A 13,684-nucleotide genomic window follows, 5' to 3' on the forward strand; every position below is an offset into this window, starting at 1 on the left:
CTGATCGGCGTTTTGTCGATGGGTTTGCTGGTCTCGGGTTGCGGGTCCGGTGGGTTCGACGGCGTCTACAACATGCCGCTGCCGGGTGGCGCCGACGTCGGTGATCACCCGTACCGGGTCAAGGCGCAGTTCAAGGACGTGCTGGACCTGGTGCCGCAGGCGGGCGTGAAGGTCAACGACGTGCCGGTCGGCCGGGTCGAGAAGATCGACCTCGGCTCCGACGGGTGGACCGCCGAGGTCACCATGCTGGTCAACGGTGACGTGCAGCTGCCGGCCAACGCGTTCGCGAACCTGCGGCAGTCCGCGCTGCTGGGCGAGAAGTTCGTCGAGCTGGGCAAGCCGAAGGACGCCGCTGGAAAGCTCGCGGACAACGCGGTGATCCCGTTGGCGAAGACGAACCGCAACCCCGAGGTCGAAGAGGTCTTCGGGGCGTTGTCGATGTTGCTCAACGGTGGTGGTGTCGCGCAGCTGCAGAACATCACCAAGGAGCTCAACGCCGCGATGGAGGGCAACGAGCAGGAGATCCGCTCGCTGCTGGGCAACCTGAACACGTTCGTCGGGGAGCTCGACAAGCACAAGGCGGAGATCGTCCGCGCGCTCGACTCGATCAACCGGCTCGCGGGAACGTTGGCCCAGCAGCGCGAGAAGATCGCGGTCGCGCTCACGGACCTGGAGCCCGGCCTGAAGGTGCTCGCGGAACAGCGCACGCAGCTGGTGACGTTGCTGAAGTCGCTGAACGCCCTGTCCGACGTCGCGACCGACACCGTGAACAAGAGCCGGGACGACATCGTGGCGGACCTGAAGGCGTTGCAGCCGACGCTGACCAAGCTCGCGGAGTCGGGGCAGAACCTGCCGAAGTCGCTGGAGCTGCTGCTGACCTACCCGTTCCCGGACGAGGCGGTCGACGGCATCAAGGGCGACTACACCAACGCGTTCATCGACCTGGACCTGAACCTCGGCACGATTCTCGACAACCTCGGGCGGTCGCGGCAGTCCCCGCTGGACTCGTTGCTGCCGACCCAGGGCACGCCGTTGCCGATGCCGAACATCCCGCTGCCGAACCTCGGGCAGGGCACCGGGTCCGGGCTGGGTGACCTGCTCGGCGGGCTGCTGGGAGGTGGCCGCAAGTGATCACGCGGGGAACGAAGGTCAAGATCGGCGCGTTCGTGCTGGTCGCGTTGCTGGGCATTTCGTACGTGAGTGCCAATTACGTCGGTCTGTTCAAGTCGTCGTCGACGGTCGTGACGATGCAGCTCGCCGACTCGGGCGGCATCTTCTCCAACGCCGAGGTCACGTACCGCGGTGTCACGATCGGCCGGGTCGGGCAGCTGCGGCTGACCTCCGACGGCGTCGAGGTGGACCTGGAGCTGGACGCGGACGCGCCGCGCGTGCCCGCGTCGACCGAGGCCGTGGTGGCCAACCGGTCGGCGGTGGGCGAGCAGTACGTGGACCTGCGGCCGAAGAGCGACGGGGCGCCGTACCTGGAGGCCGGGTCGGTCATCCCGCGCTCGGCGACCAAGACGCCGCCGCCGGTCGACGGCCTGCTGTCGAACCTGGACGCGTTCGCGTCGTCGGTGCCGACCGACTCCCTGAAGACCGTCGTCGACGAGCTGCACACCGCGTTCAGCGGCACCGGTGGCGACCTGCAGGTGTTGATCGACAACACCGCGGCGTTCACCCAGGCCGCCCAGGAGCACCTGCCGCAGACGACGCAGCTGTTGAAGGACGGCCGCATCGTGCTGGCGACGCAGGCCGCGCAGGGCGGTGCCATTCGGTCGTTCAGCGGTGACCTGCGGTTGCTCGCGGAACAGCTGAAGGCGTCCGACGGCGACCTGCGGCGGTTGATCGTCGCGGTGCCGCCGGCGTCCGAGCAGGTGTCGGCGTTGCTGAAGGAGAGCGGGCCGAACCTCGGGGTGGTCTTCGCGAACCTGCTGACGACCTCGAACATCCTCGTGACCAGGCGCGATGGTTTGGAACAGATCGCGGTGACGTACCCCATCGCCGTCGGTGGCGGTTTCAGCGTGGCGCCGGGTGACGGTTCCGCGCACTTCGGACTCGCGCTGAACGTGTTCGACCCGATGCCGTGCACGGTCGGTTATGAGGGCACGACCGTGCGACCAGGTTCTGACACCTCTGCTGCGCCGCTCAACACGCAGGCGTACTGCGCTCTCGCGCGCGGATCGGCGACCTCGGTGCGAGGCTCACAGAATGCGCCGTACGGTGGAACGCCGACGACGCCGGTCGGCAACGCGACGACGCAGCCGGGCCAGGAGCCGACCGGGCAGCAGGCAGCCGCCGAGCTGCCGTTGCTGACGTCGCTGGGCCAGCTGCTCGGTCTGCCTTCGGAGGAGAAGAAGTAGTGCGGATCTTCACGGTGGTCGCCGCGGTGCTGGCCGTCCTGACGTTCGGGTACGCCGCGTACTTCGGCGTGGCCTGGTACTCGGCGTCGCACTCCTCGGAGTCGTCGTTCGCCGCCACTCGCGACGACGCCCTGCGGTCCGGTCAGGTCGGCATCACGAACTTCCTGACGCTCGACTACAAGAAGGTCGACGAGGACCTGCAGCGCTGGCTCAACTCGTCGACCGGGGACCTGCGCGCCGAGATCGACAAGGACAAGGACTCGCGCAAGAAGCAGCTGGTCGACGCCAAGTCCGTGACGTCGTCGAAGGTCCTGGACTCGGCGATCACCGAGCTGGACGACCGCGCCGGCACCGCGTCGATGATCGCCGTCGTCGAGAGCACCGTGACCCCGGAGACCGGCCAGAAGGTCACCAAGATCAACCGGTACCTGACCAAGCTCACCCGCACCGAGGACGGCTGGAAGCTGAGCCAGCTGGGCCCGCTGCGGGCTGGCGTCTGAGCTGATTGGAACGAGTGTCCGTGCCCCCATCCCGCCGCCGCCCCATCCCCACGACACCCGCCGGAGGCCGTCCCAAGGTCGCCGGCCTGCACCGCCGCGCCGCCGAGCCCGGCGCGCCGGAGGTGGAGGACGTCGCGCCGGTCGTTCCGGAGCAGGTGGAGGAGCAGGACGAGCTCAAGGCGCCGACGCCGGACGAGTGGACGCCGCCCACCACGAAGGAGTCGGCCGCCAAGCAGCCGGCCGCCAAGCAGTCGGCCACGAAGCAGTCAGACACCAAGCCGTCCGGTACGAAGCAGTCGGGCACCAAGCAGCCGGCCGCTGAGAAGGCCAAGCCCGCCCCCGCCTCGAAGCAGGCCTGGCTGCTGCCGACGGCGTTGCTGCTGGTCGCCGTGCTGCTGGGCGGCCTGGGCACGTTCTTCCTGGTCAGGTCGCGCGCCGTGTCCTACGACGCGGCCCTGGTCGACTCAGCGACCACCTCGGCGGTGAACGGCCAGGTCCGCGAGGCCGTGGAGAAGTCGTTCTCGTACAACTTCGCCGACGTCGAGTCCACCGAGAAGGCGGCCAAGGAGCTGCTCACCGGCAAGGCCCTGTGCCAGTACAACGCCGTGTTCGGGCCGGTCAAGGAAGTGGCACCCCAGCAGAAGCTGGTCGTGACCGTTCGTGTGGTGTCGTCCGCCGTGTCGTCCCTGAAAGACGGCCACGCCACCGTCCTGGTCTTCGCCGACCAGGTCACCACCCGCACCACGGACAACCAGTCCGGCGGCGGCACCGCCATGCTCCGCGTGAGCGCGGTCGACGACGGTGGCCGCTGGAAGATCGACAACATGGAGATGTTCGGGGCGACGGCGGAGCAGAACCGCCAGCTGCAGGGCTGCTGACCGCACGCGGGGGCCTCCCGCTCGCTCCCGGCGAACGAAAGCTCCCCGCGTGCACTCGGCGGAGGTGGCTGCGGCTCAGTCGTTTGGCCCGGGCCGGTGGCGGGAACCCGATCTTCGTGCCCTAAGATCAACTCCGCCGTGAGGTCCTCGAAGTGCCCCGAAAGCACCGCCGAGACGCCCTCCGCCAGCCCCGACACGCGTGATCTCGGTCACACCGAATCTCGTGGCGCTCTGTAAGTCCGCTTGAAGCCGCCAACTTCCCACCAAATCGGCCGCACGCGTGTTTACGCAGGTCAAATGGGTGACTGACGGTGAAGAGCGCTCCATCCAGAGGGTGGATCGGTCGCCGACATCTTGACTGCACGCTCATGCAGGGTCACTCTGTCGGTGAGCAAGAGGAGGGTCCTTCCAGGTGCCTCTCGACAGTCGCCGTGCGCGTGGCTAGACTGCCCCTTTGCGCTGCCCATTTTCCGCTTGCCCTTCGCCGAGAGCGTGGATTAGTCGAGCAGCGCCGCACCCTTGACAGCCGTGCTAGTTCGCTCTAGCCAGCTATTTGTCCCTGGAAGGACGCATCTTGGCGATCTCTCGCGCGACCAAGGCCACTGCTGCGACCAACTCCACGTCGGGGATCCCCGGAGCGCCGAAGCGGGTCTCGTTCGCGAAGATTCACGAGCCGCTGTCGACGCCCAACCTGCTTGACCTGCAGATTCAGTCCTTCGAATGGTTGACCGGCGATGAGGCGTGGTTCCAGCGCCGCGTCGACGCCGGTGATGAGACCCCGACGGGTGGCCTCGAAGAGGTCCTCAACGAGATCTCGCCGATCGAGGACTTCTCCGGCTCCATGTCACTGTCCTTCTCCGACCCGCGCTTCGACGAGGTCAAGGCCTCGACCGAAGAGTGCAAGGACAAGGACATGACGTACGCGGCACCGCTGTTCGTCACGGCGGAGTTCACCAACCACACCACTGGCGAGATCAAGAGCCAGACGGTGTTCATGGGTGACTTCCCGATGATGACGAACAAGGGCACGTTCATCATCAACGGCACCGAGCGCGTGGTGGTTTCGCAGCTCGTGCGTTCGCCTGGTGTCTACTACGACACCGCGGTCGACAAGACGACGGACAAGGACGTCTTCAGCGTCAAGATCATCCCGTCCCGGGGTGCCTGGCTGGAGTTCGACGTCGACAAGCGCGACACCGTTGGTGTCCGCATCGACCGCAAGCGTCGCCAGCCGGTGACGGTGCTGTTGAAGGCTCTGGGCTGGAGCACGGAGCAGATCCGCGAGCGGTTCGCGTTCAGCGAGACGTTGCTGACCACGCTCGAGAAGGACCACACCGCGGGTACCGACGAGGCGTTGCTCGACATCTACCGCAAGCTCCGTCCGGGCGAGCCGCCCACGAAGGAGTCGGCGCAGGCGCTGCTGGAGAACCTGTTCTTCAAGGACAAGCGCTACGACCTGGCGAAGGTTGGCCGCTACAAGGTCAACAAGAAGCTGGGCCTGGACACCGAGATCAACACCGGTGTCCTGACCGAGGACGACATCGTCACGACGATCGAGTACCTCGTCCGTCTGCACGCCGGTGAGACGGTCATGGACGCTGCCGCGGGCGGCGACGTGCCGGTCGAGGTCGACGACATCGACCACTTCGGCAACCGTCGTCTCCGCACGGTCGGCGAGCTGATCCAGAACCAGATCCGCGTCGGTCTGTCCCGCATGGAGCGCGTCGTCCGCGAGCGCATGACCACGCAGGACGTCGAGGCGATCACGCCGCAGACCCTGATCAACATCCGTCCCGTCGTGGCGGCGATCAAGGAGTTCTTCGGCACCTCGCAGCTGTCGCAGTTCATGGACCAGACCAACCCGCTCGCGGGTCTGACCCACAAGCGCCGCCTGTCGGCGCTGGGTCCCGGTGGTCTGTCCCGTGAGCGGGCCGGCATGGAGGTCCGCGACGTCCACCCGTCGCACTACGGCCGCATGTGCCCGATCGAGACGCCGGAAGGCCCGAACATCGGCCTGATCGGTTCGCTCTCGTCGTACGCGCGGGTCAACCCGTTCGGCTTCATCGAGACGCCGTACCGCAAGGTCACCGACGGCCGGGTCACCGACCAGATCGACTACCTGACCGCGGACGAGGAAGACCGCTTCGTCAAGGCGCAGGCGAACTCGCCGACCGACGAAGAGGGCAACTTCACCGACGACCGCGTCCTGGTCCGCAAGAAGGGCGGCGAGGTCGAGTTCATCGACCCGATGGACGTCGACTACATGGACGTCTCGCCGCGCCAGATGGTGTCGGCCGCGACCGCCATGATCCCGTTCCTCGAGCACGACGACGCGAACCGCGCCCTGATGGGTGCGAACATGCAGCGTCAGGCCGTGCCGCTGCTGCGTTCCGAGTCGCCGCTGGTCGGCACCGGCATGGAGCTGCGTGCCGCGGTCGACGCCGGTGACGTCGTCGTCGCGAAGAAGACGGGTGTGGTCGAGGAGGTCTCCGCCGACTACATCACCGTCATGGCCGACGACGGTGCGCGCAACACCTACGCGCTGCACAAGTTCCGCCGCTCGAACCAGGGCACCTGCATCAACCAGAAGCCCATCGTGAACGAGGGCGACCGGATCGAGGCGGGTCAGGTTCTGGCCGACGGTCCTTGCACCGAGAACGCCGAGATGGCGCTCGGCAAGAACCTGCTCGTGGCGATCATGCCGTGGGAAGGCCACAACTACGAGGACGCGATCATCCTGTCGCAGCGCCTCGTGCAGGACGACGTTCTCACCTCGATCCACATCGAGGAGCACGAGATCGACGCCCGCGACACGAAGCTCGGCGCCGAGGAGATCACCCGGGACATCCCGAACGTCTCCGAAGAGGTCCTGGCCGACCTGGACGAGCGCGGCATCATCCGCATCGGTGCCGAGGTCCAGCCCGGCGACATCCTCGTCGGCAAGGTCACGCCCAAGGGCGAGACCGAGCTGACCCCCGAGGAGCGCCTGCTCCGCGCGATCTTCGGTGAGAAGGCGCGCGAGGTTCGCGACACGTCGCTGAAGGTGCCGCACGGTGAGTACGGCAAGGTCATCGGCATCCGCGTCTTCTCGCGTGAGGACGACGACGAGCTGCCTCCGGGCGTGAACGAGCTCGTCCGCGTCTACGTGGCCCAGAAGCGCAAGATCCAGGACGGCGACAAGCTCGCCGGCCGCCACGGCAACAAGGGCGTCATCGGCAAGATCCTCCCCGCGGAGGACATGCCGTTCCTCGAGGACGGCACGCCGGTCGACATCATCCTGAACACCCACGGTGTTCCGCGTCGTATGAACATCGGTCAGGTGCTGGAGACCCACCTCGGGTGGATCGCCAAGCAGGGCTGGAGCATCAACGGCGACCCGGACTGGGCGAAGAACCTGTCCGAGGAGCTGTACGAGGTCGAGCCCGGCACCAAGACCGCCACCCCGGTGTTCGACGGTGCGAAGGAAGAAGAGATCACGGGCCTGCTGGGCTCCACCATCCCGAACCGCGACGGTGAGCGGATGGTCAAGGAGAACGGCAAGGCGCAGCTCTTCGACGGTCGCTCTGGTGAGCCGTACCCGTTCCCGGTTTCGGTCGGCTACATGTACATCCTGAAGCTGCTGCACCTGGTGGACGACAAGATCCACGCGCGTTCGACCGGCCCGTACTCGATGATCACGCAGCAGCCGCTGGGTGGTAAGGCGCAGTTCGGTGGTCAGCGCTTCGGTGAGATGGAGTGCTGGGCGATGCAGGCGTACGGCGCCGCATACACCCTGCAGGAACTGCTCACGATCAAGTCCGACGACGTGCTCGGCCGCGTGAAGGTCTACGAGGCCATCGTCAAGGGCGAGAACATCCCGGAACCCGGTATCCCGGAGTCCTTCAAGGTGCTGCTCAAGGAGCTGCAGTCGCTCTGCCTCAACGTCGAGGTCCTGTCTTCGGACGGTGCCGCGATCGAGATGCGCGACGGCGACGACGAGGACCTGGAGCGCGCGGCCGCGAACCTCGGCATCAACCTGTCGAGGTCCGAGTCGCCCTCCGTGGACGACGTCGTCAACTAGTCACCTCGCCGGTCGGGGGAGGGCAATGCCTCCCGCGTCGCCCTCCTCCGGCCCTCCGACCAGCTCCTTTGCCACCGATCTAAAAAGGGGAAGAGAGTAGACGTGCTCGACGTCAACTTCTTCGATGAGCTCCGTATCGGTCTCGCGACCGCGGACGACATCCGCCAGTGGTCTTTTGGCGAGGTCAAGAAGCCCGAGACCATCAACTACCGCACGCTCAAGCCTGAGAAGGACGGCTTGTTCTGCGAGAAGATCTTCGGTCCCACCAGGGACTGGGAGTGCTACTGCGGCAAGTACAAGCGCGTGCGCTTCAAGGGCATCATCTGTGAGCGCTGCGGCGTCGAGGTGACCCGCGCGAAGGTGCGTCGTGAGCGCATGGGCCACATCGAGCTCGCCGCTCCGGTCACGCACATCTGGTACTTCAAGGGCGTCCCCAGCCGGTTGGGCTACCTGCTCGACCTGGCCCCCAAGGACCTCGAGAAGATCATCTACTTCGCCGCCTACGTCATCGTGGGCGTGAACGCCGAGCTGCGCCACAACGACCTGCCGACGCTCGAGAGCGAGATGCAGGTCGAGCGCAAGCGCGTCGAGAACCGCCGTGACGCCGACGTGGAGGCCCGCGCCCAGAAGCTCGAGGCCGACCTGGCCGAGCTCGAGGCCGAGGGTGCCAAGTCCGACGTGCGCCGCAAGGTCAAGGAGGGCGGCGAGCGTGAGATGCGCCAGCTCCGTGACCGCGCCCAGCGCGAGCTGGACCGCCTCGACGAGATCTGGTCCACCTTCACCAAGCTCGAGCGCGCTCAGCTGATCGCGGACGAGCTGCTCTACCGCGAGCTGTACGACCGCTACGGCGACTACTTCACCGGTGCCATGGGCGCGGAGGCCATCCAGAAGCTGCTGGGTGACTACGACGTCGACGCCGAGGCCGACATCCTGCGCGAGACGATCCGCAGCGGTAAGGGCCAGAAGAAGCTCCGTGCGCTCAAGCGCCTCAAGGTCGTTGCCGCCTTCCAGGCGACCCGCAACAACCCGCAGGGCATGGTCCTGGACTGCGTCCCGGTCATCCCGCCGGACCTGCGCCCGATGGTGCAGCTCGACGGTGGCCGCTTCGCCACGTCCGACCTGAACGACCTGTACCGCCGCGTCATCAACCGCAACAACCGGTTGAAGCGACTGATCGACCTCGGCGCGCCCGAGATCATCGTCAACAACGAGAAGCGGATGCTGCAGGAGGCCGTCGACGCGCTGTTCGACAACGGCCGCCGCGGCCGCCCGGTCACCGGTCCTGGTAACCGCCCGCTGAAGTCGCTGTCCGACCTGCTGAAGGGCAAGCAGGGCCGGTTCCGTCAGAACCTGCTCGGCAAGCGCGTCGACTACTCCGGCCGTTCGGTCATCGTGGTCGGCCCGCAGCTCAAGCTGCACCAGTGCGGTCTGCCCAAGCAGATGGCGCTGGAGCTCTTCAAGCCGTTCGTGATGAAGCGGCTCGTGGACCTCAACCACGCGCAGAACATCAAGTCCGCCAAGCGGATGGTCGAGCGTGCGCGCCCGGCCGTGTGGGACGTGCTGGAAGAGGTCATCACCGAGCACCCGGTGCTGCTCAACCGTGCACCTACGCTGCACCGCCTCGGCATCCAGGCCTTCGAGCCCCAGCTGGTCGAGGGCAAGGCCATCCAGCTGCACCCGCTGGTCTGTGAAGCGTTCAACGCCGACTTCGACGGTGACCAGATGGCAGTCCACCTGCCGCTGTCCGCCGAGGCGCAGGCCGAGGCCCGCGTCCTGATGCTGTCGGCGAACAACATCCTGTCGCCGGCGTCCGGCAAGCCGCTGGCCATGCCGCGTCTGGACATGGTGACGGGCCTGTACCACCTGACCCGGCACAAGGTCGGCGACCTGGGCGAGGGGCACTCGTACTCGTCGCCCGCCGAGGCGCTGATGGCGTTCGACCGCAAGGTCCTGGGCCTGCAGTCGATGGTGAAGATCCGCGTCACCGACAAGAACCCGCCCAAGGGCCAGGAGCCCGAAGGCTGGGAGCCCGGTCAGCCGTGGCTCGCGGAGACCACGCTGGGTCGCGTGCTGTTCAACGAGATCCTGCCGCAGGACTACGCCTTCATCAACGAGGTCATGCCCAAGAAGCGGCAGGCCGTGATCATCAACGACCTCGCCGAGCGGTACCCGATGGTCACCGTCGCCAGGACGCTGGACAAGCTGAAGGACGCCGGTTTCCACTGGGCCACCCGTTCCGGTGTGACCGTCGCGATCTCGGACGTCCTCGTGCCCGCGGCGAAGCAGGACATCCTCGAGGAGCACGAGCGCCTCGCGGACGCCGTCGAGAAGCGCTACCAGCGCGGTCAGCTCTCCCACGAGGAGCGCAACTCCGAGCTGGTCAAGGTGTGGACCAAGGCCACCGAGCAGGTCCACGAGATCATGGAAGACAACTTCCCCGAGGACAACTCGATCCGCGTCATCGTGCAGTCCGGCGCTGCCGGCAACATGACGCAGGTCCGTTCACTCGCGGGTATGCGTGGTCTCGTCACCAACCCGAAGGGTGAGTACATCCCGCGCCCGATCAAGAACTCGTTCCGCGAGGGCTTGTCGGTGCTGGAGTACTTCATCGCGACGCACGGTGCCCGCAAGGGTCTGGCCGACACCGCGCTGCGCACCGCCGACTCGGGTTACCTGACCCGTCGTCTGGTGGACGTCTCGCAGGACGTCATCATCCGCGAGGTCGACTGCGGCACCACCCGTGGTGTGCAGATGACCGTCGGCGAGCAGCTGGGCGACAAGGTCGTCCTGCACGAGTTCTCGCAGACCTCGGTCTACGCCCGCACCTGCTCGGACGACATCCTGGACGCCTCCGGCAACCTGGTGCTCAACCGCGGTGACGACCTCGGTGACCCGGCGCTCGAGCGCCTGGTCGAGGCCGGCATCGTCCGCGTCAAGGTCCGCTCCGTGCTGACCTGTGAGTCCGCGGTCGGTGTGTGCGCGTCCTGCTACGGCCGTTCGATGGCGACCGGCCAGCTGGTCGACGTCGGCGAGGCCGTCGGCATCGTCGCCGCCCAGTCGATCGGTGAGCCCGGCACGCAGCTGACGATGCGTACGTTCCACCAGGGTGGTGTGGCCGGTGACGACATCACGACCGGTCTGCCCCGTGTCCAGGAGCTCTTCGAGGCCCGTGTCCCGAAGGGCAAGGCGCCGATCGCCGACGTCGATGGCCGCGTGCGCATCGAGGACGGCGACCGCTTCTGGAAGATCACGCTGATCCCGGACGACGGCTCCGAGGAGATCGTGTTCGAGAAGCTGTCCAAGCGTCAGCGTCTCGCCAACACGGCCACCGGCCCGCTGCAGGACGGCGACCACGTGGCCGTCGGCCAGCAGCTGCTGGAAGGTACTCCGGACCCGCACGAGGTCCTGCGCGTCATGGGCCCGCGCGAGGCCCAGCTGCACCTGGTGCAGGAAGTGCAGAAGGTGTACCGCGCCCAGGGTGTGGCGATCCACGACAAGCACATCGAGGTCATCGTCCGGCAGATGCTCCGCCGGGTCACGATCATCGACTCGGGTGCCACGGAGTTTCTGCCGGGCTCGCTCGTCGAGCGCGCGGACTTCGAGTCGGGCAACCGCGCCGTCGTCGCCGAGGGTGGCGAGCCGGCTGCCGGTCGTCCGGTGCTGATGGGTATCACGAAGGCCTCGCTGGCGACCGACTCGTGGCTGTCCGCCGCGTCGTTCCAGGAGACCACTCGTGTGCTGACCGACGCCGCCATCAACGGGCGTTCGGACAAGCTCATCGGTCTGAAGGAGAACGTGATCATCGGTAAGTTGATCCCGGCTGGTACGGGCATCAACCGCTACCGCAACATCCAGGTCCAGCCGACCGAGGAGGCGCGGGCTGCGGCTTACGCGATCCCCTCTTACGACGACGGGTACTACACGCCCGACGTCTTCGGGACTGGGACTGGTGCAGCGGTGCCGCTGGATGACTACGACTTCGGGCGGGACTACCGCTAGTTGTCGTCTGGTTGAAGTGCTGAACGGCCCCTGGAGCTTCGGCTCCGGGGGCCGTTTTGTGTTTGCTGATCTTGTCGGGGGTGGTGGCCTGTTGCTTTTGGCGGCTGCGCGTTGCGTAGATGGTTGCGGGCTCGCTTGTTCAGGGCGGGGGAGGACTGCTCGGCTGCGTCTTCGCTTGATGCTGGGGCTAGCGGTTTGCGATGCCGTCCAGTCGTAGCGTTGTTGACTCGTCTCGGTGGCTGCCCTTGGTGCCTACGTGCTTCTCGCTGATTTGCGCGCCGTTCTTCAGCACGTGGTAGAGCGCCATGCCGTGGCCTCGGCCCAGGTCGTAGTCGGTCTTCAGCCACTCCAGGAACACGCCCGCCTTGGTGGTCGCGTCGTAGCCGTGTTCTGCGGCTGCCGCCAGCAGGTCGGCCGGGGTCTTGCCGGTCTTCTTCTCCGCGCCGTCGAGGTAGGCCTGGAAGGACATCGTGGTCTCCGTTCGTCGTTGGAACGAGCGTAAGACAACTATCCCTGTCTTGACAAGAAAAATTGTCGGTGAAGCCTCGTGAGGGACTCGACTGCAGGTCAGGAGGGTTGTGTCAGCGGCGGCGGGCTCGGGCCAGGGCTCGGGCGCGGATCACCAGGTCGTCCACCAGGTGCTCGTCTACCAGGGGTGGGATGCCGGGCTCGTCGGTGCAGCAGCGTGGCTTGGTGCGCTTTTCGGAGAGGCGGGGGCGGACGCCGGCCATTTCGTAGAGCGCTTCGTAGAGGTCCAGGCCCGGGTCGTCGTCGTGTGGGCCCACCAGGAGCACCCACACGACTTCGGGGGAGGGGAAGGCGACCACTACGCGGTCTGGGCCGCGGAGGTGTTTCACGCAGAGGCGCGGGAGGGGTTCTGGGCCTGTTACGCGGTAGCCCAGGGCGGTGCAGCCCGAGTGGGCCAGTTCGTCCAGGAAGCGCTCGTAGGCCAGGCGGGCACGGCCGCGCAGGCCGTTGGCCTGGGCGTGGGCGGTGTGGGTTTCTACTACCTGGATCAAGCTGTGCGGACCACGCGTCCCTTGCCGCTGCGCATCTCGGCCAGTGAGGAGGCGAGGTCTGGGCGGTCCAGCAGGGACTGGTCGCTGAGGCGGCGGTGGACTTCGTCGATCAGGCCGCGGGTCTTGCCGGCGCGGCGGAGGTCCGAGACGAGGTGGAGGACCTCGTGGAGGCGCACGGTGTCCAGGAGCATGCGCGGTTCTTGGCTGTGGATGGCCAGCACGCCCTCGCGGGCCCAGGCCTTCACGGTCTTCTCGGTCAGGTCGAGGAGCTCGCCTGCCACCACGGGGCGGACCGGTGGGGCCTGGCGGAGGGTCTTTGCCACTACGCCATCGAGTTTGCGGCGGCGGTCGTCGTCTTCCGCCAGAGATGACGCTACGGACTCGAGCTCTTCGATCGTCTCGAAGAGGTCCCGGATGTGGGCGGCCTCGGTCGCGACAGACATGGCTACTCCTCCCGTTGACTACCAAGTATCCACTACTTTTTCGGTAGTCGTCAACGGCCCCGGAGCAGGGATCCGGGGCCGCCTACGAAGTCACGAGGAGAAGAAGAGACCGCCGAGGCCGCGGTGCTTGCGGTGGCCGTAGCCGTAGCCCGCGTGGCCGCCGTGGTGGTGGTGGATCTGCTGTGGTGCGGCGCCCCAGGCGGGCTGGGCCGGCTGCGGGTAGGCGGCGGGCGGCGGCGCGACCGGGGGCGGCCTGCCTCTGGGCTTCGAGGCGCGTGATGGACTCGAGCTCGCCGTAGTCGAGGAAGACCCCGCGGCAGCCGTCGCACTGCTCGATGTGGACGCCCATGCGGTCAAACGTGCGCATGTTCGCATGACACTTGGGACACTGCATCGTGGTGAGCCTCCTGCGGTGGGACCGGACA

General features: G+C 66.9%; 10 protein-coding genes. 6 read left to right on the plus strand and 4 right to left on the minus strand.

What is annotated here, in order from left to right; genetic code table 11:
- The first annotated feature begins 18 nt into the window (after positions 1 to 18).
- From B0F77_RS30470 to B0F77_RS30495, 6 genes are all read left to right on the plus strand, one after another.
- Positions 19 to 1,131 (plus strand): MCE family protein, encoded by a 1,113-nt coding sequence (locus B0F77_RS30470; RefSeq protein WP_086666458.1) that lies wholly within the window; start codon positions 19 to 21, stop codon positions 1,129 to 1,131.
- Positions 1,128 to 2,360, plus strand: coding sequence for an MCE family protein (locus tag B0F77_RS30475; protein WP_086666439.1), 1,233 nt, complete (start codon positions 1,128 to 1,130; stop codon positions 2,358 to 2,360). The genes B0F77_RS30470 and B0F77_RS30475 overlap by 4 nt, the downstream gene beginning before the upstream one ends.
- Entirely contained in the window at positions 2,360 to 2,860 is a 501-nt protein-coding gene (locus B0F77_RS30480) for a hypothetical protein (protein WP_086666440.1), read from the plus strand. The genes B0F77_RS30475 and B0F77_RS30480 overlap by 1 nt, the downstream gene beginning before the upstream one ends.
- Positions 2,861 to 2,880: 20 nt before the next feature.
- Positions 2,881 to 3,738 carry a hypothetical protein gene (locus B0F77_RS30485; protein ID WP_143466973.1) on the plus strand — a complete coding sequence of 286 codons (858 nt, stop codon included), beginning with the start codon at positions 2,881 to 2,883 and terminating at the stop codon, positions 3,736 to 3,738.
- 574 nt (positions 3,739 to 4,312) lie between these two features.
- Complete coding sequence (gene rpoB, locus B0F77_RS30490; RefSeq protein WP_086666442.1) at positions 4,313 to 7,798, plus strand: DNA-directed RNA polymerase subunit beta; 3,486 nt, start codon at positions 4,313 to 4,315, stop codon at positions 7,796 to 7,798.
- A 102-nt stretch (positions 7,799 to 7,900) separates the two neighbouring features.
- Entirely contained in the window at positions 7,901 to 11,797 is a 3,897-nt protein-coding gene (locus tag B0F77_RS30495; RefSeq protein WP_086666443.1) for a DNA-directed RNA polymerase subunit beta', read from the plus strand.
- Positions 11,798 to 11,984: 187 nt separating this feature from the next.
- Here B0F77_RS30495 and B0F77_RS30500 read toward each other — a convergent pair whose 3' ends face one another.
- The 4 genes from B0F77_RS30500 to B0F77_RS30515 all read right to left on the minus strand — a co-directional run bounded on the left by B0F77_RS30500 (position 11,985) and on the right by B0F77_RS30515 (position 13,653).
- On the minus strand, positions 11,985 to 12,266 hold the full coding sequence (locus B0F77_RS30500) for a DUF4287 domain-containing protein (RefSeq protein WP_086666444.1): 282 nt from the start codon (positions 12,264 to 12,266) through the stop codon (positions 11,985 to 11,987).
- A 112-nt stretch (positions 12,267 to 12,378) separates the two neighbouring features.
- Complete coding sequence (locus B0F77_RS30505; RefSeq protein WP_086666445.1) at positions 12,379 to 12,816, minus strand: hypothetical protein; 438 nt, start codon at positions 12,814 to 12,816, stop codon at positions 12,379 to 12,381.
- The gene (locus B0F77_RS30510) at positions 12,813 to 13,259 is read right to left on the minus strand and encodes a hypothetical protein (protein ID WP_086666446.1); all 447 of its coding nucleotides are present in this window, start codon (positions 13,257 to 13,259) and stop codon (positions 12,813 to 12,815) included. Before B0F77_RS30510 ends, B0F77_RS30505 begins: the two co-directional genes overlap by 4 nt.
- Positions 13,260 to 13,341: 82 nt before the next feature.
- The gene (locus B0F77_RS30515; RefSeq protein WP_425435744.1) at positions 13,342 to 13,653 is read right to left on the minus strand and encodes a TFIIB-type zinc ribbon-containing protein; all 312 of its coding nucleotides are present in this window, start codon (positions 13,651 to 13,653) and stop codon (positions 13,342 to 13,344) included.
- Positions 13,654 to 13,684 lie beyond the last annotated feature (31 nt).

This window comes from Lentzea kentuckyensis, assembly GCF_002150765.1.
Taxonomy (GTDB): Bacteria; Actinomycetota; Actinomycetes; order Mycobacteriales; family Pseudonocardiaceae; genus Lentzea; species Lentzea kentuckyensis.